Here is a 24,949-nt window from a genome sequence, read left to right on the forward strand (position 1 = left end):
AGCCTAGCCGCCGATCGCCGACATCGGCCGATCCGGTTGGGTGAAGCCCGCCGCGTTCACCTCGTGGCCGGCCGCCTTGGCCCACATGTTCGCGCGCCACAGGCGCGAGAGGGCGGCGTCGATCTCGTCGTCGGGGAGGGTGCGCAGCGCGTGCCGCACGTCGGTTTCCGACGTCGCGAACAGGCAGTTGCGCAGTGATCCGTCCGCGGTGAGCCGGGTGCGGTCGCAGTCCCCGCAGAACGGCCGGGTGACCGACGCGATCACCCCGACGCGTGCCGGGCCGTGCGTGCCGCGGTGGCCGTCGACGAGCCACGTGGCGGCCGGAGCGCTCCCACGCGGCGTGGGGTCGGGCAGCAGGGTGAATCGCTTCCGCAGGGTCGCGAGGATCTCCTGTGCGGTCACCATCTGCGCTCGCTGCCACGCATGGTCGGCGTCGAGTGGCATCTGCTCGATGATGCGCAACTCGTAGCCGTGCTCGAGACAGTAGGCGAGCAGGTCGGGGACTCCGGGTAAATCGCCACGGTCGGGCACCACGGCGTTGACCTTGACCGGGTCGAGCCCGGCGCGGCGCGCCGCCGCCAGGCCGTCGAGCACATCCGTCAGACGGTCCCGGCGCGTGATCTCGGCGAAGCGGACCGGGTCGATGGTGTCCAGCGAGACGTTGATGCGGTCGAGGCCGGCCTCGACCAGTCCGTCGACCCGCCGGGGCAGACCGAGTCCGTTCGTCGTCATCGCGATCTCGGGTGACTGCGGGAGGCCCGCGACGGCGGCGATGACGTCCTCGAGGTCGCGGCGCAACAGTGGTTCGCCGCCGGTGAACCGGATGCGCTCGATCCCCAGGTCGCGCACCGCCACCGTCAGCACCCGGATCAGTTCGTCGGTGGACAGCACCTGGTCGGCACTGGAAGTGCGTCACGGCTAGCAGTGGAATGTGACGGCGACGCGTTCCATACCACGCCCGAACAGCTGCGGGAGGACCTCGAGCGGGAGATCGAACTCCGACGATGCGGATGGACCTTCTGGCGGGTACGCGAGTCCGAGTTCTACGCGGACCGCGTACAAGCTATGTCGACGCTCTGGACCGAACTCGACAGCTTGGGAATCAAGCCGGGTGGTAGCCACGGGACCGAAAACTCGACAGTTTCGACGGTCGTCCGAGGAGACGAACGGCGGCCAGACGATCACACCGATGTCCCACCGACGATCGTTCCGATCGAGGACTGCGAAGACGAGTCGGACAACCAAGACATCCCCAAGTCCGCCCCCGTGACGACAGCGGAAAAGGAAAAGACGTCGTCGGCGGTACAGAACTCCGTCCCTTTGATCATCGAACGAAAACCTCAGTCCGCGGTCGACGATGGGCAGAAGGACGGTGGCTACACGCCAGGCCTGAACGCCCGGGACGATCTCTTCCGTCGATCAGCAGCCGAATCCGACAGCTCGAACGCCGGGTCTTCGACCGCAAACGTGACTCTTCAGAAGGTCCTTGTCGCTGCAGCATGGTCCAGCGTTCCGTTGACGATCGACCGTGCCTGTCATATCGCAAGACTCGATGAGAGCGAGACACGGTGAACCGCCCCGGGTCTGTCGGAGGCTCTCGAACCTGTGAAGGATGGAGAGCATGGCAGCACCACGCAAGTACAGTGAGGAACTCAAGGACCGGGCCACCCGGATGGCATGTGAAGCGCGACAAGATCCCGATTCGTCGAGAGGTGCGATCAAGCGGATCGCCGATCAGCTCGGAGTCCATCCCGAGGCGTTGCGCAATTGGGTTCGTCAGGCCGAGATCGACGGCGGGGTCCGCCCGGGCACCACGAGTGAGGACGCTGACCGCATCGCGGCGTTGGAGCGGGAGAACCGTGAACTGCGGCGAGCGAACACGATCTTGAAGCAGGCTTCGGCTTTCTTTGCGGCGGAGATCGACCGCCCACAGCGCTGATCGTGGAGTTCGTCGCGGCTCACCGCGATGAACACGGAGTCGATCCGATCTGTGCGGAATTGCGCGATACGTCCGCCCAGATCGCTCCGTCCACGGTACGAGCCCACCTGAGCCCCCAGAAGACCGAGGCGCCTCGTGTGGTGCGTGACCGGGAGCTCCTTACCCAGGTCCGCGCGGTGCATGCCGACAACCTCGGCGTCTACGGTGCCCGCAAGGTGCATGCCCAATTGCGCAGACAGGGCCATAGTGTTGCCCGCTGCACCGTCGAGCGATTGATGAAAGCCGATGGGCTGCAAGGGATAGCGAGACTCAAGACACGCAAGACCACGCGCAGCGAGGGAGCTGAAACACCCCGGCCGGCTGACCGGGTCAACCGTCAGTTCACCGCGGCGGCACCGAACGCGTTGTGGGTGGCGGACCTGACCTACATCCGCACCCACTCGGGCTGGGTGTACGCGGCGTTCGTCCTGGACGTGTTCTCGCGGATGGTCGTCGGCTGGCAGGTCTCGACCACCATGCACACCGACCTCGCCCTCGACGCCCTGAACATGGGATTGTGGGCACGGTCGCGTGCCGGCCACGACGTGGCCGGGCTGATCCACCACTCCGACCGCGGAGTGCAATACCGAGCCATCCGCTACACCGAACGACTGGCCGAAGCCGAAGCGGTGACATCTGTTGGCTCCAAAGGGGATTCATACGACAACGCGATGGCTGAGGCGTTCAACTCGCTGTTCAAAGCCGAATGCATCCGTAACCCCGTGATGCGCCCGCGAGGCGGCTGGGCAGGTGTGGGCGAGGTCGAGATCGCCGTCGCTGAGTACGTCGAATGGTTCAACCACCGCCGCCTGCACGGCGAGATCGGACACGTCCCACCCGTCGAGTACGAGAGCGCCTACTGGTCGACCCACACCGTCACCAGCTACCGTGAGAACCCGGTCCCCGCAAACGCTGGAACCAACTAACCGAGCCTCCAGCAAACCCGGGGCGATTCACGGGACGTGCTGAACGCATTAGTGGAAAGCGGTCACCTGGTTGAGATGACGAAGGCCGGCACGATGCTGTGGGTTCGCTCGCGGATGGCGAAAGCTTGAAACAGCTACGCGCCTGGCAGGAAGAGGCGCTCGACGAGTGGCGCAAACGAGGACGACGAGGCGTCATAGAGGCGGTCACCGGGTCAGGGAAGACTGAAGTCGGAATCGCAGCCACGCTGGAAGCGGTAGCTGTTGGTCGCCGAGTACTCGTCGTCGTACCGTCGCGAGACCTACTCCGCCAGTGGCACGAACGGCTCGTCGCCGCGGATGACTCGCTGCGAGTGGGGCGACGCGGCGACGCCTACCAGGATTCATTTCGTCACTTTGATGTGATTGTGTCGACTGTCCAATCAGCGGTCATGCCCGCCGTAGAACGCCCGCCGGATGGTTCGCTCGTAGTCGCCGACGAAGTGCACAGATACGCCGCGGAGTCCTTCGCGAAGGTCCTGACCCACTCATTCGACCATCGCTTGGGGCTGACTGCGACCCTTGAACGATCGGACAACGGCATCGAACAAGTCTTGATGCCGTTCTTCGAGAACGTTATATCGGGCTGTACTTATCAACGTGGGTACGAAGACGGGATCCTCGCGCCAGTGAACGTGGCACTCGTGCCAGTACCGTTCGCGCCCCGCGAACGAGCGCGCTATGACCACCTCGATGAGGTAGCTCGGGCGGAGCGAGCCAATCTCATCTCTCGACACGGTTGCCGGGCAGAGCCGTTCGGAACCTTCCTCAAAGACGTCCAATTACTTGCAAAGGACGACTTCGGCGGCGATCCGTCAGTCCGGCCCGCTCGGCGTTACCTCAAAGCATTCTCAGAACGTCGCGACCTGCTTGCCTCACTCTCGGGCAAAGAGCAAGCACTCGCCGAGATTGCGCCTGGGCTCGAACGATCAAGTCGAACGCTCGCGTTCGCCGAGACGAAGTCGGCCGCCGCGTCCGCTGCTGAGACTCTCCTGCAAGAAGGAGTGGCAGCGGCCCCATACACCAGCGATCTGACGCGGAAAGAGCGGATCGCGCTCCTCAAATCATTCAAGAACGGCAGTCTCACAGCGCTGGCTGCTCCCCGTGTTCTCGACGAGGGAATCGATGTCCCAGAGGCGGATGTCGGGATCGTCCTTGCTGCGAGCCGAACTCGTCGGCAGATGATTCAACGCATGGGCCGAGTGCTTCGGCCGAAGGCCGACGGGCGTGCCGCGATGTTCCTCATCTTCTACGCCGAGGGAAGCTCTGAAGACTCGAAGAACGGTGCGCATGGGACGTTCCTCGAGCAGCTCACCGAGATCGCTCAACACCTCGAAACAATTGAGGTCCACAGTGTTCCCGCACTGATGAGGGAATGGTTACCGGAACTAGACAAGCACGGTGAGGCGCTGAGTAGGTATGAGCACGAGTTGGCTGCGACAGCTACTACCACGGTGGCGGAAAGTGCGGCGATGACCCAGCAAGCTAGTGCGCATATTCGGAGCGTCGTTGCGAGTGCGGTGCGTTTCAAGCAGTGCAAGGGCGTCGACGAGATCCTCCGCGCGCTCGTCGAGTTGGACCCGGAGGAAGCTGAGATTTTGATCCGACGGTTCGGTCTAGATGGCGAGGACCCCCTCGACAACAGCAGCATTGCGGTCCATATGAAGCGAGACTATGACGAGGTTGTCCAGCTGGGTGACAGCGCACTTAGGAAAATCCAGCTACCAGAGGTCCAACCTAGAAAGTCGGACGATGCACCGGTTACGATCCCGGCAGTGCGTACAGAGGATCGAGATGGGGTGTCGGTCAGGACGCCTGAACTCGGTCAGGGGAAACGCGGACCACGCGTAGAGGATGTGAACCGTCGTGCAGGTGAGAGCAAGGCGCAGGGTGAAACTGAACAGGGTTCACAGCGGCCGTTTGGCACTCGGAAGATTCTCCTTCCCACCATGACATCAAAGCGACCTCGAAACCTGGTGACACACAACACCATTCCTATTTACATGGAGTGCGAAGTCGGATTTGTCCCCGGGGCAGTACTCGACACGAACGACTGAAGCGTGGTTCTCGATTACGCGATTGTCGGGCGTCGCATGTTTGAGGGTCCAGATGAGGCTGCCTTAGCGCAGCTCCGGTTCTACGGTGATGGCGAGCAGTCCCATGTGGACGGATGGTCACTGTGGAAAGTGAAGCAAACCGGTCAGCCGGTCTCGAGCCTGAGGACGACGCCCAAAGAAGCGAAGTCGTAGCCAGTAGTTCCGACACTATAGGGTTCGCCGAGGGCAAACGGATCTTCCGAATCGCGTCGACCATGTGATGGTCCGTCGCCGACAGGGACCATCATGTGAGGTCTGGGCGGTAGATTGCTTAGTCGCTTGGACGATTGTGCTGATCGAAGTTCAACCGCCGGCGCAGCTCTCCGGACAGCGGTGTGAGCAGTCGGTATGTGACAGTCATCGGCTGCGAACCCTCGTGTGCCAGAGGTACGACACGACCCAGGTACGTGAACGGATCGCTCGGCTTGCGCCGCATCCACAACTCGATCGACTTCCCGGGTGCTGGAGCCTCGAGAATCTCGCGGCCCTTCTTACCCTCGGGCTTGGTCGAGTTCTGGGAACTCCACACGAACAGGTCAGGTCCTTCAAAATGCTCGACGTACTGAATACTGTCCGCACGCTTCTCGAGGGTCACGAACAGCACTGCGTATCGAGCTAGCGACACATGCCCAGACCGCCAGTTGCCGGGGTTGTATGTTTCTCCGTACAGTTCGGGTACATCGAAGCTTTTTAGTTGGTCACCGATTCGGTCCGCGAGGGGATTGATGTCCCGTTCGGAGAGTTCCGTCACCAGACGCGCCGCCTTCAGTAGTTCGGCTCTCGTGGTGGTCTGCCGCGTCCCGTCCGCCAACTCCAGCACGATACTGTTGTCGACCTGAGTCACCGTCGAAAGTTGCCGCTCAGACCGAGCGCCACGTTCCACCTCGGCCAGAATTGTCTCGCCGATGAGTTCAGCCGGCGACGTCGTCGACGTCCACTCGAACAAGAGTGGCTCGCCGGCGAGGATGCCACCGCTGGGATCTAACGCGCCGGCATCGGCAAAGCAGACGAACTGATTGCCCAATGACAATTCGATATCCGTGCGTTCTCGTACAGCAATCCGAGAGCCGACCGCGCCTCGCACTCCAGAACTGGACGACGCACCGAGAGCCGAGCTGAAGTCACCGAACAGGGGTAGCTCTACTCGGCCGCCGTCGTCAGTACGTTCAGGCCGAAGTGCGAGCTCGCCATCCTCTTGAACGAGTTCGACGGAGTGTGCGTAGCCAGGATGTCCAGCGATCGGCCCGAACCAGCGTTTCAGCAGCAGCGGTGCAACGTTCTCGTTGCCGCCTGCGCGAATGGCCTCGACTGCGACAGAGCCAAAGACTGCTCCGTAGGTAGAGCCGTCAACCACCAGCTTCACATTCCCGGTGGGAAGGTCTGTGTACTGCCGCCGGTCAAGCAAAACTGTCGGGAGGCCGTCGACGAACGCTATCCGACAGGGCCATCGACGTTTGGTGCCAGCGTCCTGCTTCAGTAGGTACTTGGCGAGTCTGTACTCAGTAAGTTCGGCGGCCATACTCTCGAACACAGCCCGGTGGTCTTGTAAGACGGTGAAGCTCGGGATGATGCGATCACTGTCGAGGCGGAACAGATGATTCGACCGCGACAGCGAACTGTCCGCGCCGGTCAACCGAGAGATCGGCCAGCTAAGCCAGTACGACGCCCACTTGCGCTCAGGTGCGTGCTGTAGGTCGGGGAACTGAGATTGTGGCACTTCCCGCGCCAGACGCGGATCCGCTAGGAGTAACTGCCGTGACGTCGCTGCGTTGTTAGCCACCGAGTCGCCGGTGCAGAAGCGTCCGTCGTGCAGTAATGCCCGCATGGCGATCAGCTTGTAGCACTTCGTGATGTCCTCGACCTGGATCGCCCGAAGGAGATCAGCGTGTGCGGAAAAAACGGCTTCCTCTCGGGGTCCGAGGAGACCCAACGTGTTCAAGAAGCCGAACCAACTGCCGTGCTTCGAGGAGACGGCCGCTGGATCGTGACCAGCGCGGAATGTCTGTGCCGCAGTCGGTCGAAGTCCTTCATCCTCCTGATATGAACGGCAGTACTCCTCGACCGCGTCGGTTGCTGTCGTGCGAGTCAATGACTTGAGCATGTCAACCACGACGAGCTCGTAGTCGACTGAGCAACCTGGGGGAAGGTCAAACTCGCCGTCCTCCATTGCCTGCAGGACCTGGAGCGTCGTCGGCGCGATGCGTTTCGCAAGAGCGAGGATGGTTCTCGGCTTCAGCAGGAACGAGCGATGGTTACCGATGAAGTCGATGACGGTCAACGCATCCTTGTCATCCGACACTCGGAGTCCACGTCCGAGCTGTTGGAGGAAGATGATGGAAGACTCCGTCGGACGAAGCATCAGGACGGTGTCAATGGTAGGAATATCTAGACCCTCGTTAAAAAGGTCAACTGCGAACACGACTTCGAGTTCTCCGTCGCGCAGAGCCTCGGTGGTTTCGTTGCGCGGCGCACTAGAGGGACCACTGTGTACCGATGCGCAGCGGACACCACGGTTGGCAAAGAACTCAGCCATGAAGTCAGCGTGATGCTTCGATGCGCAGAACGCTAGCGTTCGTGCGCCCCGTCGTGATTGCCACTCCTCGAACGCTGCCTGAGCGCGATCCTGGGTGGCGAACGCTGCTTCTAGAGCAACCGGATCGAATCTGCCATTACGCCACGGAATTGGCTCGAAATCAACGGGGTCGGGTACACCCCAGTAGTGGAAGGGGACGAGCTCAGACCTTCGGATTCCGTCGACGAGATCGCAGTCGTACACGTGGTTATCAGCGCATAGTGCCAGGAGGTCGGCACCGTCCATCCGGTCGGGAGTGGCGGTGAGACCTAGCAGAAACTTCGGGGTGAAATGGTCGAGGACCGCACGATACGTAGCGGCAGCCGCGTGATGGAACTCGTCGACCACGATGTAGTCGAATGCCCCGGGATCGAGGAGTTGGAGATTGCGCGACAGAGTCTGAACGGAGGCAAAGACGACGTCAGCCTGGTAGTCGTTGTGTCCGCTGAAATATAGCCCCATGCTGGCCGTAGGCATGATCCGCCTGAAGACGTCGCGGCTCTGGGTGAGAATCTCCTCGCGATGCGCGACGAAAAGCACCCTGGACGCGCCGAAGCGGGCAACATCGAATGCTGCAAGCCAGGTCTTTCCTAGGCCAGTGGCGAGGGTGACCATTCCGGCTCGAAAACCGTCGTCGCGGGTACCTGCGAGTGCCTCTAGGGCTTCCAGCTGGATAGGCCGGGGTGATGGCGCAGGCTCGGGAGGATCGACGACCTCGATAACGGCAGGAACGTGCTGCGGCGCAGGTTGGTAGTCAGCGATCAACTGCTTCGTCAGTGGGACACTGCGGTCGTCTGACCACAGGTCCTCAAAGCCGCGCTTGAGATCGTCGATGGAGCCAACGTGCAGGCTCCACTCGATCCCGCCGCTCAGGCCAGACTTACTGAGATTGCTGCTGCCGACGAATGCTGCCTCGCCGGCCCCCGCGGCGGACGAGTAGAAGAGATACGCCTTCGGGTGGAAGCTCGTTTCAGCGTCGTGAAAGATTCTGACCGACAGGTGGTTCGGGTGGTCATCTGTCAGGTCGTGCAACGTTGCCAAGGCGAGGGGCTCGGTGAGACCTAGATAGTCGGTAGTCAAAATTCGTACAACGGCGCTCCGATCCAACGCATCACTGAGTGCACCAGCGAGTAGACCGAGCCCGGACATCTTGACGAAGCTGACGACGATGTCGATGTGGTCCAAGGAAGAGTTGCGCAGGTGGGCCACCAACTCTGGCAGAAGAAACTTGGCGCGGCCATCGATGAGGACTGGCGAGGTGGGGGACAGGCCGCCGCTCACTGACTCGTTCGGCGCCAGGTAGCCACCCTTTTCTGGGATCACATGCCGAACGCCCCCGCGCGGGTTAGGAACGTCGCCTACTCGACGCGGAATGACATGAATGTGCAGGTGATCGATCGTCTGGCCGGCCGCACGTCCAGCGTTGAAACCGACGTTGAAACCGTCGACGGGCCCGTGCTGCGTCAGAATCACGTCCCGAACTTGATCGACCAGTTCGAGAAGGTCGGCCTTCTCTTCAGCTGTAGCGACCCACCAGTCCTCAATCTCCCGGCGCGAAACTACCAGAGCATGGCCTGGAGTGACAGGATACGCATCCCAGATCGCGAACGCCGACCTGTTAAAGGCGATCCAGTCACTACGGGCTATATCGACGAAGGGGGACTCCAGTGCGGTCATGGCATTCTCTCTAGGACCTAGTTGCGCTGCAAGCACTTGCGGTAGCTGACGCCTGTCGACACAACGTGAAGAGGGCTACTCAAGAGGCAGTGAACCACATCGCAACGGCGGTTAGAACGCAGGGGCAAAAGCAACACGACTTCGATAGCGCGCCAGCGAGGGGCGCCACCACACCCAAAAGATTTCGGACCACGGCTCATGGTCGAGGTCGTGAGTAGTCGCAGAGCGCTTTGGAGGGTTCGACAGTTACGCTCGGTGTGAAGTCGTATTCACTTACCCCGATCAAGACACTGTCGATCCGAGAACTCTGCGGTCGCGGTGCGCCTGCCAACTCCCACGCTGGTCTACCTACCGGCGTCTGCCGTTGGCTCAGACACCGGCCGACCCGGACGCTGGTATGCGTGCACAGCTACGCACCTACGCCCGCAAGCACCCGCGACACGGGTTCCGGCGGGCGTGGGCGCACCTGCGGTTCGACGACGGTATCGAGGTGAACAAGAAGAAGGTGCATCGGCTGTGGACGGAGGAGGGCCTGCAGGTGCGCCGGGCGCCGCGGCGCAAACGAGCCGGGCAATCGTCAGTGCCGATCGTGGCGGCGGATGCGCCGAAGGTGGTGTGGGCATTGGACTTTCAGTTTGACTCGACCGTGGATGGCAAGAAGGTCAAGATCGCATCAATGGTCGATGAACACACCCGGATGTCGTTGCTCAACATCGTGGATCGCTCGATCACCGCCGACCGGTTGGTCGAGGAATTGGAGAAGACCTTCGCGATCTGGGGTGGCCCACCCATGGTGCTACGCATGGACAACGGCCCTGAGTTCATCTCAGAGGCGCTCCAGGCGTTCTGTGCAGGGTCGGTAGGCATCTCCTATATTCCGCCCGGCACGCCGTGAAACAACGGGTTCATCGAATCGTTCAACAACCGGCTTCGCGACGAGTGCCTGAACCGCAACTGCTGGCCAACCCTGCTCGAAGCTCGCGTGGTGATCGACGATTTCAAAGACGACCACAACCACCGGCACCGCCACTCGGCGCTGGGCTACCAGACCCCGGCCGAGTACGCTGCCCGATGCACCCACCAGCACCACCCTGTGGGCTGCGAGATCGACTGACCGACAGCTAGAAGAAACTGGCTCTAGAACTGCCTGGACCGGCTATCGGGGACCTGCCAACAGAGCCACTCACCTGCGCGAGCGGATGTCCCAGCGTCACGTCGTACTCGATGGCGACGCTGCTCGTCCGCTGGTGTCCGGCCACGCAGTGCAGCAGCACGGTCTTGCCCGGCACGTAACCCGAGAACGGCGTCGGCGTGTCCGCTAGCACGAAGTCGAGGTTCTCTGCCGATGGCGCGATCACCGGCGCGAGTGCATCTAGGCACAATTCGGCAAGCGCCTCTGTGGTTACTGAACGACACTCTGCAGATACTCTCTGTCCCGCCCTGGTCCGAGGGATCGACGATTGCTTCGTCAGCCCTTCACCGCCGCAGCGATACTCGCAGCCAACCGTTGGAGCTCAAGTTCTACGTGCTCGGGAGAGTCGCTCAGATCGAGCGATCTCAGAACCAGCCTCGTACCGACACTCTGTACGATAACCGTCCTGCTAGCGGTGTCATCATTCTCGTGACGACAGTAGATGAGGACCCCCTCCGGAAGCTCCAACGCGGTCGTGTAAGCGAGCAGTTGGTAGTAGTCCCCGCTACGTCCACGTCCGTCCTTGGCGAGCTTGTACTTGATGTCGCCGACGTAGACGTGCTGTCCGTGCGCACTGCGGAACAACAGATCCGGCAGCATAGTCACCTGGCGGCCCGTGCCTAGATGCACGGTGGGCTCGGCTATTACGTCGAGACGACCCCTCATTTCGCGCCGCAATCGTTCGGTGACGAAACTTTGGAACAAATCGTTCATGTCGACCATGAACGATGAGGCGGGTGCTGTTCCGTGGGAATCGGTGAGCGTGAGGTTGGCGAGAATGAGACGCGCGAGCCGCAGTGCGGCCGCGTAATGCTGACTCAGCCGAGTAAGGTGTATCTGGTCGACGTCCTCGGGCGTGACGGCATGGTCCTCGACCGCGTCGAGCGCCACGAGCTGACGCATTAGTCGTTGTCGGTCGGCCGGGTCGACTCGGGCGATACGAAGCGCCCGCTGTACGGCAGCCCGCAACACCCGATTCTCCGGGATGTCTTCCGTGAAGTCGTCGTACGTACACGCGACTTGGGTGAGAACTCCCGCGCGCTTGAACTGCCTGGGCACGTCGAGGCGCCCGCGCAGCGCGACAAGCGTCTCTTCCATCGTCCTATACGACCGCAAGACTCCCCGAGCGAGCGTGGTCTCGAGGGTTCGCGCGAAAAAGGCGATCACCGAGGGGAGTAGATCCGACGACACGTCGTAATCGAAAGCCTCCCGGCGCCAGGCGCTGTGCGGAAGACCCGGCTCCAGAAGAAGAAAGAGGTTCTGAGGGTTGATCTTTGGCCGTATCAGAAGGCGAATACCATCGACGACCAGCGTCCCGACGTGGGACGTTGCCGTGATGCGCCACCGGTCACCGGGCGCGGGTGACACTTCGACGAAGCCGGTCAGTTCGAGGGACTCGGCTTGTGCACGTGTCAGCACAAGCTCGCGCGACTCATACTCCTTGAGGGTCACACGCACGTTCATCCGAGGTCCGGCTCGTCTTCGCCTAGATTCTCGCTGATCGACTCGCCGGCCAGGTCATTGAAACGCTTCCACACTTGGTCGAATCGGAAGTACGTGATCCGTGTGGCGTCGCCGAAGAACTGGTCTTCGATGAACGGCTCAATGTCGTACACCCAGATGCGCTGCAACGCTTCTTTGTCGAGTCCGCGCTTCATGAAGTGGCTGGGCCCGAGTTGGAGATGAGGTCCCCCGAGTTCACGATCGAGCTCATCGTTGACCTGTGCGACCACCTCGCCTACCCACGCCGGTTCGCCTTCACGCTGGAGCCAGCGGCCAAGGAGCCCAGCCATCGGGCCATGGTTCGGGAAGAACGGGATGAAGTGAAATCGTCGCCTCAGGGCAGCGTCGATCAAGGCGATCGACCGGTCGGCGGTGTTCATCGTCCCGATGAACCAGATGTCCTTGGACAGCTCGAACGGATCATCCGGGCGATACAAGGTCCGCACCGGTGTATCCCGGTACTCAAGTAGAAAGAGCAACTCGCCAAGCACTTTTGGTAAATTGGCTCGATTGATCTCGTCAATGATCATGAGATGACGATGTCCCGGTTTATCGTTGGCGCGTGCCGCCAGTTCGGCGAGCGGGCCACGCTGCAGGCGGTAGGTCATGACCCCGTCTACGTCGGTCTCCGGTCGGTACCCCTCGAAGAAGTCCTCGTACGATGTGGACGGGTGGAACTGAACGATGGGTCTTCGGGAAGCTTCGGGGACCAGGGTTTCGGCCAGTTTGCGGGCGAAGTACGTCTTTCCGGTCCCCGGTGGGCCGTAGAACACAACCTGCTTCTTGTCCTCGAGCAGTGCGACGACGTCGTCCAGGAAGGCGCGCTCGACCAGCAACTCTTCCGCAAGGTCGTCGAGCGGATCGACGATCGGTTCGTCGTCGGGCACCTCGTCGTTCTCGGCGTACCAGTAGAGGAAGGCACCCATGCCGAGAGGGTCGCCGGGGAAGTAGCTGTCGAGCCGTGCGCGTAGGGCGTCATTCGAGGCGACTTGAAGCTGTCCCCGTCCGGCTTCGTCCGGGGTGTCGAGACCCAGCAGCTTAAGCATTCGCAACTTGCCCTTGGGGCCGGTGTACGGGTACACGGTGATGAACTGCTCGGGATGAGTGATGGCGAGCATCTTCATCATGACCGACTCGCCGAATCCCTTGACGCGGAGCTCGTCGTCCTCCAAGGCCCGGTTGATCCGTGTGGCCGGCGGTTCGTCGCCCCAGCACACGTAGGTGAAGGTATCGATGATGCGCTGATACTCGGCATCGTCCGCGTCACGGACACTTTTGTTGAGGATCGACATTGGACCGGTACCACCGTAGCGTTGCGTATTCCAAATCGGCCGCAGGTCCGCGCGATCGACAATCGACAGCTCCTCGGGGTCAAGCAACTTGGCGAAGTCACGGCGATCGGCTCTGTCTTGGTCGTGACCCGGCGTCGGGTATCCGGTCGTGGACTTGAACTCGGCGACCACGGCGGCCAAGGCGTCGTCCTCCTCGTTCTGCGTCATGTTTTCGCCGTTGAGTTCCGACATGATCGGCGCGACGTCGCGGGCTGTCTGGAGAACCTCGGATCGTAGGTCCAGCGCTGGGAACGTGGACCGGTCGAACCAGCGCGCATAGATCACTTCGCCCGTGCCGCCGCCGGTGAACCCGGCGTTCCGGCCCACGCGCGACCTCCCTGCGAGAAGCTCGTATCCGGCAAGAGGATGACTCTCGGCTAGTTCGACGGCGCGTTCGGCCGCTCCGGTTTCGGCGTCGGGAAACGGGCGCAGCCCGATGGCGAGTCCTTTCGCATTGAGCCACACGCGGACCGACAACCCGTAAGTGCCCGGTACCCGCCAATCCGTCCAGAGATCGCCCCGGGGCCAGTCCGCATCCCACATCACGCCGGGGGTGCGCGTCTTGAGAGTTCGTCCGGCTGCCTCCGACACTGACGTCTCCAGGGTTGTACCGAAGTGTTTTGCGACCGAAACCAGGGCAGCGGCGTTGGCGCGGTACGACTCCGGAGCATCGCCCCGATCCTTCGCGCCTTCGCGGAGGGCTGCACGGTCGCACAGAACGTCGTCCAGAAGGACTGGGCGCTCGTCCGCCCACCACGCGGCAACCTGTTCGAAACGTCGTGGATCACCGTCAATCTCGGTTGCGCAACGGTAGAGTTCCGCATATCTCTCGCCTTGGTCGTTGAACTCGGCGTTCCCGGTGAGGTAGTTCATGTACTCGGCCGACTTCGGCCACGCCGCGGGCCACGTCTGCGGGTTATCGAGGGCCCAGTAGTAGGAGGCAACAAACGGAGCACGCTTGGGGCTCGGGTGTGCGCCGACTCGAATCTCTTGGAGATGATCGGCAAGCAGGCGGATCTTGCGAACGGCATCATCGAGGTCCTGAGGTGGAGACAGTACGTCGACTAGGACGCTGACGGCAGCGTCCGGATCAGGCGACATCTTGTTGATCTGGTTGATGATCATCTGTCCGCCGGTGCCGCCGTATCCAGAATCGAAGCTGCGCACCCAGCGGTCCGTCTCGGCTTGGAACGAGCTCAAATCTCTGGTTCGGCCGAGCGTGTTGAGAAGCTGTCGAGCATCGGCCGCGTGAGGGGTGAGCCGCTCCTCTCGCCACGACACGCGAGTGCTGTCGTTCACTGCGTTGAATCGGGCGATGTGTGCCCTGTGCCATCGCCGCCGAAATTCCAACTCGCGGACGCCTATGTCGTCACGGTCGGTCATTGCTGCCTCCTAGCCCCGTCGAGCGTAGCGATCGCGGACAGGTCGGGATTGGTTCTTGGTGTCGCGGCCAAGGATCATGCACGAGTCGGAGTAGATCACAGCGTGATGACAACAGCGGCAAGTCTGTCTCTACGGTGTGGCAAGGTCGGCGATAGTTCCGTCGAGGGGGAGTGTGGTGACCGAGTCAAAGTCGATCCGTGAGGCGTCCCTGCTCGAGACCGTCTGGGAGTTGCTCGACGCCGACGACGAGCTGAGTGACGAAGCCAAGTACGTGGTGATTGCTGCTCTCGACAGCGAGGACGCACTATCGGAGCAGCTCGGCGGTAGGGCAGTGACTCATCAACGGCCCAACTCCACGCCGGAGGCGCAGGAACCTGCCGGTGCGTTTCTGCGCGAGATTCGTGTTGCCGGCTTCCGTGGGATTGGTCCGCAGGCGAGCCTGACGATCACGCCTTACCCCGGCATCACCGTTATCAGCGGACGCAACGGGTCGGGCAAGTCGAGCTTCGCCGAGGCCCTCGAGTATGCACTCACCGGTCAGAGCTACCGCTGGAAGAACAAGGCAAAACTGTGGGTCGACACCTGGCGCAATCTGCACCAGGGCGACCCATGTGAAGTGCGCGTCGACTTCACCACAGAGAACGGACCCAAGACGTCTATCGGCGCGCAGTGGCCCGACGGAGCCGCGCTGAACGACGCCCAGCACTGGTCCCAGCGCGAGGGTGAGAAGCGTCAACACGGCGTCGACGCGCTTGGCTGGTCCACGGCGATCGAGATCTACCGCCCGATTCTGAGCTACGACGAGATCGGCGGCCTACTCGAGCAAGAGCCGTCGAAGCTATACGACGCGCTGGACAAGTTGCTTGCAATCGACGAGGTGCAGGACGCAGAAACTCGATTGAACGCGGAGCACGCGGAACGTCGGCGCCCGCGCAAGACCGCACGCGACTCACTTGGTGCGCTCAAGAAGGTGCTCGCCGTCGCGGATGACGAACGCGCTGCCGCGCTGGCCAGACTCGTGCGCCCGCGAACTCCCGACCTAGATGCGATTGCCAACCTAGTAGCCGGTACTGACTCATCCGAACACGCTACGACCGCTGCCCTCGACGCGATCGCAGGAATCGACCTGCCAGACCTCGATTCCGCTGCGATGATCGCTACCGAACTTCACGATGCCCTGAGCAACGCACGAACCCTGGCCGACAGTGCGATGCGGACCGCCGAGCAGCGGTCCAATCTTCTCCGGCGAGCCCTGGAGTACCGGAGCGCGCACGACACCGACGCTCCGGCCTGCCCGGTGTGCGGCGCGGGTGCTCTGACCGTCGACTGGGAAGCTCACGCCCGAGAGGCCATCGCCGCCGACGACGCACAGCTGGCGATGTATCGGGAAGCGCGACGGAACGTGGACCAGCTGGAGCAGTCAGCGCGCCAACTGTTCGAGTCACTTCGAGATGTATCGCCGGTTGCCGATGTTGAGTTGCCTAGCCTGGCGACTTACCGCGAGGCGTTCGCTACAGCCTCGGCGGTACCCGCTGGCGTCGATGACCTGCCAAGTCACATCGAGGCCCAGCTTCCCCCTCTCTCTGAAGCGCTCGCAGCACTCCGGACAGAAGCTGCGAGTGCGGCGGCGGAACTCCAAGACGCATGGGTGCCCCTCGCAAAGAACGCGCTGGAATGGCTTGCGTTGGAACGGCTTGCCCGCGAGACCGACGACACGGTGAAAGTGATTGAAGAAGCTCGCAAGTGGGTTCAGGAGAATTCGCAAAGCTTCAGGGCGCAGCGGCTCGCACCGATCTCCGAAGGGGCGCGAGCGATCTGGTCGCAGCTGCGGCAGGAGAGCGACGTCGAGATCTCGGAGATTGCGCTCGAAGGTAGACGCACACAACGCAAAGCGGTCTTGAAGGGACACGTCGACGGCAAGCCAGTGGGCGCCCTGTCGGTGATGAGTCAGGGCGAACTACACGCCCTCGCGCTCGCACTGTTTCTACCGCGAGCGACGGCCATGGCGAGCCCGTTCCGGTTCATCGTGCTCGACGATCCAATCCAAGCGATGGACCCGGCCAAAATCGACGGCTTTCTGAACGTGTTGACCGACCTCGCCGCCAGCCGGCAGGTCATCGTGTTTTCTCATGACGATCGTCTCGCGACCGCGATTCGCCAGCACTCGATCGATGCACACCTCATCGAGGTCACCCGGGAGTCGGGCTCGCAGCTCGTGGTGAAAAGCGCCGACGAACCTGCGCGTCGCTACGTCGACGACGCCTTCGCGGTCGTCGCCGACGAGAACGTACCCGACGACATCAAACGGCGAGCGTGTCCCGGTCTGTTCCGGTTTGCCATCGAAGCAGCAGCTCGCCAGGTCTACTTCACACGCAGCAACGTCGACGGTCAGCCGCAGCACGACACGGAAGCGCGATGGGCCGAGGCTAAGAGTGCGACTGCCTGTGTGGCACTTGCCCTGCACGGCGCAACCGATTCAGACCTCTCAGGGTGGAAGTCTCGGCGGCAGCATCGTTCTGCGGCGATGTCCATCGCAACGAAGGGCGTACACAAGGGCGCAACCATCGGCAAAGACGACGTCAGAGATTTGCGCAAGACTATCGACGACATCTTGGACCAGCGGTGACGCCGGCCGAACTCCTCGCCTATGCCCAGCAATTGCTGCGAGGCCTAGGGGACTCGACCTCGGGTAACGCGTCCCGACTCGCTGCGGTGGTGGCGCGCCAAGCACTCGAAGCGACCGTGCTCGAGCGCTGCGGTGTGGTCAACGCTCCCTGCGAGTGGGCGTCGATGCGGTCTAGGCTGGCGATCCTGAAGGCGCTCGATGATCGTGAGACAGCTGATCGACTGGCTTCGCTATGGCATCAACTGAGCGCATGCTGTCACCAGCATGCGTACGAGTTGTCGCCGACAGTCGGTGAAGTGCGCTCTCTGTGTGAGGGTCTGGCGGCGGTAATGCCTGGGTCGTAGCGCGTGCGTCGAGCCACTGCGATGCGGTGCAACCGATTTCGGCTGCGCTGCAATCCAATTGCTGGCAGTCGCAGCGAATCCACGGCAAAGGGGCACCGCTATGGCTGTACGTTGACCACAATCTCCTCGGAGACGGGACTGTCTGTCGTCCCAGGTGTGGGAAACTGCTCCCGCCGTGCCGGACTAATATGACATGATGTGTCTTCAACTCAGCCCAGGAATCGAATCAGACGCTTATCGTCGCTCTTGCAGTTTGGTGTCGACGCGTTTGCCCAGCACTTTGAGCACGGAGTGGCTCGTCACATCGTCCAGCGTGAGCAGCCGTTCCGGGTGCGTGATCCGCGCTAGGTCCTCGTTCGTGGGCTGCGGCACGTCAAGCGCAATTCTCTGGGCGTAGGTGGAATGTATGTCTTCGAAGAACAACCCGCTGTCCTCAGTTGACCACGCTTCGCTGACGAACCAGTTCGCTATAAACATCCTGGTGCTGGGGATGAGTGTCCACACGGTCGCACGGTTAACTGCCGTACGCCCGGTGGGTCGTGTGGCGCCGAGCCAACGCAACTCGCCGCCATCGTCTGTCACTTCCCAGAATTGCCACCCTGACGATGCCATACGGCGAGCCTAGCGCTACTGGGACGTCGAAGTAATGGCGTTAGCCTGACCTGGCGACTCGGCTATGCCGGCGAGTAGCGGCCGACACAACAGTCGGGGCGGCAATGGATCTCACGATCCGAGCGCGACGTATCGCAGCGCCCCGCGCAGATCGGACGCGGTCTTCTCCCAGCCGCGCGCTTCGTGCAAGCACGCCTCGGCTTCCTCTCCGTCGCCCTCCGACGCCGCGTTGTCTGCCCGGTTTCGCCAGTTGATCATCTGCTCTTCGACCGTCCGGATGTACTCGAGGATCTCGTCGGTGTCGTGATGACAGATCCGTGCGACGTCCTCGGGTGACAAGGTTTCGTTGCCGTTACTGTCGAGCTGGATCAAGATCTTGACGGGTGTGGGCAACTCGTCGTCATCATCGGAGTTCGGCGAGGCAGCATCCCAGGCGAAACGACCGCCTACGTCGTGCGCGATGTCGGCGCCGTCGCCCATCACTGCTTCGAACTCGGCAAGGCATCGCACAAGATGCGATTCGATCGGCGGGTCCGCATACAAGACTGCGCGAACACGAATCGTATCTCCGACCAGAAAGAACTTGAGCTGCAGATTGTTTCGGTTGAGGGTCTGGACCACAAACGCCGCGTAGTCGGTCTTGACCACGTCCTCCACCAGGGTCGAGAACAGATGTATCGACCGCTCGTTCTCTACTGCGCGGATGAATACCAGACCCGTCTCGAACCGGATCGGGAAGTCACCGTCATCGTCGGTAACCGCCTCATGACCGACCACCGGTTCGAGCGCCGCACTTATCCATATCCGCAGATCAGCCGCGGATAATGTTCCTCCGGACATCACAGACCCTCTCTCTCGTGTATCTCGCCAGGCACCAGTGGCGCCCACGTATCCGTCCTCATGGCCGAGGCTCACCCGCTGCCGCCCAGACAACCCCACCTCCGCGTGCACCAGGCATAGCCTCAAGCACCGCAGCACGCACCGTCTCGACCGAGTGTCCGAGCATCACGCCATACTCGACCGCAACGCTCGGCGTCGGCTGGTGTCCGGCGACGCAGTGGAGCAACACCGTTTTGCCCTCGGCACGCAACCCACGGACGGCGTCCGCCGTGTCCGCGAGGACGAACTCGAGGTTGGGGTTCTCGGCGGCATCACCCGAGTCCATGAGCCGTGACGCGACGAACTCAGTCGCCTTCCCGAAACACGCCTGGCGCCGCCCGACCCGGCACATCGACACGACCGCGTCGGCACCATGGTCGATAGTCGCGTGCGTTCCGAGCAGCACCCCGTCGTCGAACGGGTGGGGGACTGCGTCGGTGAATGCGTGCTCGGAGTACGGAACATCGTCGACCAGCGGCCAGCCCTTGTCATCCGGCTCGCCACCCCGCACTGCCAGGTCTGCCAGCGCGATCAGGTCGTGCGAGTCGCTGGGTCGTCCGTCGCGTTCCGGCCAGCCGTGTACGGCGCGACGCCAGAACCAGGGGACGGCACTCGCACCCCATCGAGCACCGAGCAGACCGCCGGCGATCGCTGCCACCGTGTCGGTGTCGTTGCCGATCCGGATTGCGGTGTCGAGTGCGCTTTGCAGATGACGGCATGGCATCGCGTCGGGGATCGGGGTCTGCAAGATAGCCGAAACTGTTGCCTGGAGCGCAGTGACGGTGAACCCATTCGGCGAGAACGACTTCGGAGGCTCAGACGCAGCGGCGTCAAGCCATGCCGACCACTGGTCGACTCTCTCGTCGGGTATTAGGTCGAGTCCGGCGCGGACGTCGAACCTGCCGTCCAGAACCGCCACCCGGATCGCCTCGCACCACAAGACACACGAATCACCGGCGAGGGGATCGGCGTGGGTGAGTCCGGCCACCAGCCGCGCGGCGTCAGCGAGGGAGTCCCGATCGTCGAGGTGCGCGAGCGCGACGGGTGCGGTTCTCATCAACGCACCGTTGCCGGCCGAGTGCGGATGCTGCTCGGCGTAGGCATTCGCCTCCTCGCGCATGATCGCGCCCGCGCCGAATCCACCGCGGCTGAGCCGACGCCTTGTCGCGCTGAGAACAGCGCGGGTCTGGATGCCGATGTCGGCCGGGCCGCCGTCGAACCAGCGCAGGAAGTTGTCGGCGATGGCGTCGAGCGCCTCGTCCGTGGTGAGGTCGGCACCGGTCGCCGCGACGTCGGCGATCGTCATCGCCATGGACGTGTCGTCACTCCATTCGCCGGGAGCGAAGTCGCCTAGACCTCCGCCGAGCATCTGGGGCGCCTCGTCGCCGCGCAGGACGCGGGACTCGAACTCGTACGGAACGCCGAGCGCATCACCACCGGCTGTCCCGAGGAGAACACCTGCGGCGCGGTCGAGTTGGGCGGTGTTGAGGTGCATATCGTTCCTCCTGGTGAAGAGTTCGGTCGCGCTCGACGCGGTGGTTCGTCGGCGTTGAGGGCAGAACCTGGGGACAGTGTCATCGAGGACGAGCTCAGTCCCGGCGCCGACCACGCTTCCGGTTGGCGAGATGATACGAGTCGCGGGTCGCCTTGGACACGTAACCGGCACCTGTCGTACGGACATCGGCAGCGAGCGCGTCAAGCGCGCCAACCTCCCCATCGATGGCCTCGCGGTCCTCGGGCGGGCAGAATGAGGCGGCCTCCGTCAGGCGCGCCCGAGCGACACCCAGCGCCGACTCGCCACCTTCGATGTCACCACGCTCGAAGGCCTGCGACGCCCGGAGCTTCTCGGCCTGACCTTCTTGGTAGAGCTTCTCGGACTGCACCTTCGGATCGGGTATCCGATCACCCAGCTCATCGCCCGGCACCACGTTGACCGAGATGGGCAGCGTGACCGTGTGCTCGGTGAGCGTGGCCGTCTCCACGTAGCGCAACTCCAGATCGGCGACCTGAGTGACCCCAAGCGCAGCCAGTCCATCGACATTCATCTGCAGCAACAGCTTTCGCCGCTCTAGCGCGTGCAGGTCACCGAGCTCGATCATCAGCTCGCGTTCGGAGGTCTGGTGGACTGGGAGGTCGTTGTACAGGGCCAGCTTCTGCACCTGCGGCACGAAACGCACGGTCAGGGTGACGGCCTGAGCCGACTTCGCCAGCAATCCGTCCACCTCGCCAGCGATTGCCGCCCCAGCAGCATCCGGGTCGTCGGCGAAGATGTGATTCCCATTGCCGGCCTTCGCCATCGCGGACAGCAGCGTCTCGTCGTACCCGCGGCCGTAACCGAGCGTCGAGGTGACGATGCCGTCAGCGGCGGCTTTCGCCGTGACGCCGGCGAGGGCGTCGACGTCTTGGATCCCTTGATTCACGTGACCATCGCTGACGATCAGCACGGTCCCGCCTCGGATACCTGCCGCGGTCGTTCCGCGTCGCAGCTCCTGCAGAGCTCGTAGGTAGCCGGATGACAGGTCGGTGAGACCCCCGGCGTCGATGCGAGCAACGGCATCGGTCGCGCGCTGCTTGTCTGTCAGAGGCCCGGCGGGGACCACGACGTCGGCCGCGTCGTCGAAGGTGACCAGCCCGAATACATCGGTCGGGTCGAGTTGGGTGACCACGCTCGCGAGAGCCTTTTGAGCGCCGGCGAGGGGAGCGCCGGACATCGACCCGCTCCGGTCGAGCACGACCTGGAACGCTGTGGGTGTTCGGTCCGTGACGGGACCGGCCGGTGCCTGCAGTTCGAGCAGCACGGTCACCTCGTCGGCGGCTTCGTGGGCGACGACCTCGACATCGAGCGCAGCAGAGAGTTTCATCCGTCTTCCTTCCTCCAACCCGCCTCGATCGTGCTGTCATCCAAGCCCTAGGCGACGACGCTGCTCGTGGTGAGGGAGCGCGACGGCGTAAGGCGGTTGACGACGAACGCAGACCCGGGGCGAGAACCCCTCATGACTCCCAGATGATCGCATCGACCACTGACAATTCTGGTCAACCTTGCAGCTGCGGATGACGCCGGACGGTGCTGGCGTCCGCGGGGCCAACGTCCCCAACTCGCGGTAGCGTCCCGAATCCTCGGGGCGAGCGCTGCCTTTCGGAGACCAGCCCGGTCGGTGTCCGCGAATACGCATGAGGTTGGTGCGATCGGACATACGCTGCCCCTGACGCCCGAGCGGACCGCCGGCGGGGCCTGTGCAGCTGAGAACGGATAACAATGACGACTGATTCGGAGCATGATCACGTCGCTGCGATCGAGCGACTCAAGTACCGCTACTGGCGAGCGTCAGATGCCAAAGACGCGGCCGCTTTTCGCGGCTGCTTCGTCCGCGCCGGCGCGCGTATCGACTACGGGCCAATGGGCACCTTCGACGATGCCGACGCCCTGACGGACATCTTTCGGCAGGTCGCACTGCACAAGGTCGACGACCGGTTCGCCATCCTCGACATGCACCACGGCATGCATCCGGACATCACCCTCACCAGCGAGACGACTGCGACGGGGCGGTGGTCGTTGCGTTTTCGACAGGTCAACCTGCTCGACCGGACCGAGACGGTCATGGTGGGGGAGTACGACGACGAGTACGTCGTCGAAGACGGCGAGTGGAAGATCGCCGTGTCGAAGCTGACTGAACGCTGGCGGATGCGGCAGCCGCTGTCGCCTGACGTCGAGATCACTGAGGGGACGTTCGCGACCGCGGACGACTGATTCGGGTGTCGCTCATGGCTCTTGACGGTTGGCATTACAGATGCCAACCAGGTGGCCTCTATGCGGGCCGCAAGACCGCCACGAGGAACTCCGACTTGTCGGTGAACGGGCGGACGTCCCAAGACTCTAGGAGCAGGTCCTGAGCGAAGCCGGCGGTGGCTGCGTTCTCGAGGAACTCGTCGAACGCGTAGTCCCGGCCGGCGCCGAACCCGATCACTGCGCGGCCGTCGTCGCGCAGATGTGCGCGCAACCGCTCGAGGACGGTGACACGGGTGCTCGGCGCGAGGAACGCCATCACGTTGCCGGCCGAGACGATGAGGTCGAACGGTTCGTCGATGCCGCGGGCGGGGAGGTCGAGTTCGGCGAGATCGTTCACCAGCCAGCGCGGGCCCGGATGGTCTTCTTCCGCGGCCTGAATGAGGACCGGGTCGACGTCGACGCCGACGACATCGTGTCCGACCTCGGCGAGATACCCGCCTACGCGCCCCGGGCCACACCCGGCGTCGAGGATGCGAGACCCGCGCGACGCCATCGCGTCGATGAGCCGAGCCTCGCCGACCAGGTCGTTACCCTCGCGCGCCAGGGTGCGGAAGCGTTCTACGTACCAGCTGGAGTGGTTGGGATCCGCGGCGGACTTCTGCATCCAGATGCTCTGTTCGACCATGCCCGCATTCTGCCAAACGCGCCGGAATCATCGACCGAGCCGAAACGCAGCGGGGCGTTGGCCGACTGTCAGGTCACTTCTGGCGGAAGTGGGGCGCTGAACGCGGGTGCCAAAGGAGACTCAGTACGGCGACTTCGATGACCAACAGCAGGACGTCGAGCGTGCTGGTCACTGACCTGTCATAGGTTGCTACGGACGTGATCCCGGAGACGATGCCTACCGCGCCGATGGCGGTGGCCGCCACGCGTGCCCAGCGGAAACCGCGCAGGTTGGCGTACGCAAGCAGTAGCCAGAGTCCGGCAAGTGCGATGCAGGACGCGACGATCAAACCGGTCGCGACGTTGGTTCCGGTCTCGCTCGCGACATCTAGTGCGTCAGAGCTCCGATAGGTCGATCCGTCACTGAGGCGAACGGACTGCCGCAGACGTGCTTCTTCCCTAACTGCGTCGACCAACGAGAGCGCGTGGAACATGCCGATGAGCTGGATGCTCGCTCCGGTGATCATCAGTCCGGTGGCTAGCCACACCGTGGACGGTGCGGACGCGGAGCGTGTTCGCAACACTCGTTGGGCACCATCCGTGTCAGTCGTCATGCGATGACAATAGGGCGGTTCAACGGCAGCGAGAGATCCTGCTGCACAGCGCATTGGCCCACGCTGGTCGGAACCACGTGGCGTCCCGAAGCTGCGACTGCACGCCGGTGGCAGAACGTCAACGCAGTCCCCATCCGTTTCAGGTGGGTGCTCAGGCCGGCATCAGTCTCGTCGATACGTCGGCTATCGCGCCTTCAAACCTCTCGCGCCCGCCTGCGGTATTCAATCCACGCATCGAACAGTGCGGAATCTTGCCTGCCGGCACGTAGATGCCGGCGCGCGTGATGGATGCACGACGCCAACCATCGCGGGCGGAACCACCGAGAAGCAGGACGATCTCAAGCTTCGGGAGCAGATCCACCACTTCCCGGGTCCAACGGGCCCCGCGCGCCCGCTCCGCCGGGGTCGATCCACCGTTCTTCACACCGGCAACCGGGAACGGCACCACGTTCCAGTGAACGACATCACCCCAGTCGACTCCGTGGCGGGCATACGCCTCGCGGCAGTTCCGCGCTGTCTGGTCGTCGTTGTCCAGACTCAAGAGACCGGAGCCGCTGGTCGATTCGGCCTTGGTCGACGGGTTGTCCAGCAGGACGAGCATGCGAGCGTTCACACCGCCGGTGTCGGGGTCGACGTAGGGCACCTCACCTCGACGTAGGCCTTCGGTGTCGGCTACCCGATCGGCGAGTTCGTTGAGTGGCGCTACGTGGGGTTCCCGAATCCGCACCATCTTCGCCGCGACCACGTTGGGGTCCGCGTTGCGTCCGTTCACCGGCCCCATCGTTGACCC

The 24,949-nt window shown here is 63.0% G+C and carries 17 protein-coding genes, 2 pseudogenes and 1 other annotated feature; of the genes and pseudogenes, 7 read left to right on the forward strand and 12 right to left on the reverse strand.

The window, feature by feature from the left end:
* Positions 1–3 precede the first annotated feature (3 nt).
* Positions 4–897: pseudogene (locus LEL84_RS03195) on the reverse strand (GTP 3',8-cyclase MoaA); the annotation flags it as partial.
* Between LEL84_RS03195 and LEL84_RS03200 the strand changes: the two are divergent.
* From LEL84_RS03200 to LEL84_RS03210, 3 genes and pseudogenes are all read left to right on the forward strand, one after another.
* Positions 892–1,572: pseudogene (locus LEL84_RS03200) on the forward strand (AAA family ATPase); the annotation flags it as partial. The pseudogenes LEL84_RS03195 and LEL84_RS03200 sit on opposite strands and share 6 nt — an antisense overlap.
* Positions 1,573–1,621: 49 nt before the next feature.
* Positions 1,622–2,904 (forward strand): IS3 family transposase gene (locus LEL84_RS03205; protein ID WP_226513321.1). Its coding sequence is split into 2 segments (ribosomal slippage): positions 1,622–1,910 and positions 1,910–2,904, totalling 1,284 coding nucleotides; the frame shifts between segments, so codons are not numbered across the junction.
* Positions 1,900–2,028 (forward strand) — a sequence feature (AL1L pseudoknot). (Overlaps the previous gene by 129 nt.)
* A 125-nt stretch (positions 2,905–3,029) precedes the next feature.
* Positions 3,030–4,997 carry a DEAD/DEAH box helicase gene (locus LEL84_RS03210; protein WP_226513322.1) on the forward strand — a complete coding sequence of 656 codons (1,968 nt, stop codon included), beginning with the start codon at positions 3,030–3,032 and terminating at the stop codon, positions 4,995–4,997.
* A 310-nt stretch (positions 4,998–5,307) separates the two neighbouring features.
* Here the strand turns inward: LEL84_RS03210 and LEL84_RS03215 are convergent, their stop codons facing one another.
* Positions 5,308–9,285 (reverse strand): DUF3427 domain-containing protein, encoded by a 3,978-nt coding sequence (locus LEL84_RS03215; RefSeq protein WP_226513323.1) that lies wholly within the window; start codon positions 9,283–9,285, stop codon positions 5,308–5,310.
* 397 nt (positions 9,286–9,682) lie between these two features.
* On the opposite strand from LEL84_RS03215, the gene LEL84_RS03220 reads away from it, so the two are divergent.
* Positions 9,683–10,180 (forward strand): DDE-type integrase/transposase/recombinase, encoded by a 498-nt coding sequence (locus LEL84_RS03220; RefSeq protein WP_226513324.1) that lies wholly within the window; start codon positions 9,683–9,685, stop codon positions 10,178–10,180.
* A gap of 12 nt (positions 10,181–10,192) precedes the next feature.
* Positions 10,193–10,399: an integrase core domain-containing protein gene (locus LEL84_RS03225; RefSeq protein ID WP_226514229.1), complete on the forward strand. Its 207-nt coding sequence runs from the start codon at positions 10,193–10,195 to the stop codon at positions 10,397–10,399.
* A 7-nt stretch (positions 10,400–10,406) separates the two neighbouring features.
* Here the strand turns inward: LEL84_RS03225 and LEL84_RS03230 are convergent, their stop codons facing one another.
* The 3 genes from LEL84_RS03230 to LEL84_RS03240 form a co-directional block, all read right to left on the reverse strand.
* Positions 10,407–10,643, reverse strand: coding sequence for a hypothetical protein (locus LEL84_RS03230; protein WP_226513325.1), 237 nt, complete (start codon positions 10,641–10,643; stop codon positions 10,407–10,409).
* A 110-nt stretch (positions 10,644–10,753) separates the two neighbouring features.
* The gene (locus LEL84_RS03235; protein WP_226513326.1) at positions 10,754–11,929 is read right to left on the reverse strand and encodes an McrC family protein; all 1,176 of its coding nucleotides are present in this window, start codon (positions 11,927–11,929) and stop codon (positions 10,754–10,756) included.
* Between the two features lie 8 nt (positions 11,930–11,937).
* Positions 11,938–14,694 (reverse strand): McrB family protein, encoded by a 2,757-nt coding sequence (locus tag LEL84_RS03240; RefSeq protein ID WP_226513327.1) that lies wholly within the window; start codon positions 14,692–14,694, stop codon positions 11,938–11,940.
* Between the two features lie 175 nt (positions 14,695–14,869).
* On the opposite strand from LEL84_RS03240, the gene LEL84_RS03245 reads away from it, so the two are divergent.
* A complete protein-coding gene (locus LEL84_RS03245; RefSeq protein WP_226513328.1) occupies positions 14,870–17,320 on the forward strand; it encodes an AAA family ATPase in 2,451 nt (816 codons plus the stop codon).
* 578 nt (positions 17,321–17,898) lie between these two features.
* Here LEL84_RS03245 and LEL84_RS03250 read toward each other — a convergent pair.
* The 4 genes from LEL84_RS03250 to LEL84_RS03265 form a co-directional block, all read right to left on the reverse strand.
* Entirely contained in the window at positions 17,899–18,276 is a 378-nt protein-coding gene (locus tag LEL84_RS03250; protein ID WP_226513329.1) for a hypothetical protein, read from the reverse strand.
* Positions 18,277–18,387: 111 nt separating this feature from the next.
* Entirely contained in the window at positions 18,388–19,116 is a 729-nt protein-coding gene (locus tag LEL84_RS03255; RefSeq protein WP_226513330.1) for a T3SS (YopN, CesT) and YbjN peptide-binding chaperone 1, read from the reverse strand.
* A 58-nt stretch (positions 19,117–19,174) separates the two neighbouring features.
* On the reverse strand, positions 19,175–20,650 hold the full coding sequence (locus tag LEL84_RS03260; protein WP_226513331.1) for an ADP-ribosylglycohydrolase family protein: 1,476 nt from the start codon (positions 20,648–20,650) through the stop codon (positions 19,175–19,177).
* A gap of 94 nt (positions 20,651–20,744) precedes the next feature.
* On the reverse strand, positions 20,745–22,016 hold the full coding sequence (locus tag LEL84_RS03265; RefSeq protein ID WP_226513332.1) for a vWA domain-containing protein: 1,272 nt from the start codon (positions 22,014–22,016) through the stop codon (positions 20,745–20,747).
* A gap of 395 nt (positions 22,017–22,411) precedes the next feature.
* Between LEL84_RS03265 and LEL84_RS03270 the strand changes: the two genes are divergently transcribed.
* Positions 22,412–22,903: a nuclear transport factor 2 family protein gene (locus tag LEL84_RS03270; RefSeq protein ID WP_226513333.1), complete on the forward strand. Its 492-nt coding sequence runs from the start codon at positions 22,412–22,414 to the stop codon at positions 22,901–22,903.
* Positions 22,904–22,961: 58 nt separating this feature from the next.
* Here the strand turns inward: LEL84_RS03270 and LEL84_RS03275 are convergent, their stop codons facing one another.
* From LEL84_RS03275 to LEL84_RS03285, 3 genes are all read right to left on the reverse strand, one after another.
* On the reverse strand, positions 22,962–23,567 hold the full coding sequence (locus tag LEL84_RS03275) for a class I SAM-dependent methyltransferase (RefSeq protein WP_226513334.1): 606 nt from the start codon (positions 23,565–23,567) through the stop codon (positions 22,962–22,964).
* 73 nt (positions 23,568–23,640) lie between these two features.
* Positions 23,641–24,072: a hypothetical protein gene (locus LEL84_RS03280; RefSeq protein ID WP_226513335.1), complete on the reverse strand. Its 432-nt coding sequence runs from the start codon at positions 24,070–24,072 to the stop codon at positions 23,641–23,643.
* 238 nt (positions 24,073–24,310) lie between these two features.
* Entirely contained in the window at positions 24,311–24,940 is a 630-nt protein-coding gene (locus LEL84_RS03285; protein WP_226513336.1) for a uracil-DNA glycosylase, read from the reverse strand.
* Between the last annotated feature and the right edge of the window lie 9 nt (positions 24,941–24,949).

Source organism: Gordonia sp. WA4-43, from assembly GCF_020520305.1.
GTDB lineage: Bacteria > Actinomycetota > Actinomycetes > Mycobacteriales > Mycobacteriaceae > Gordonia > Gordonia hongkongensis.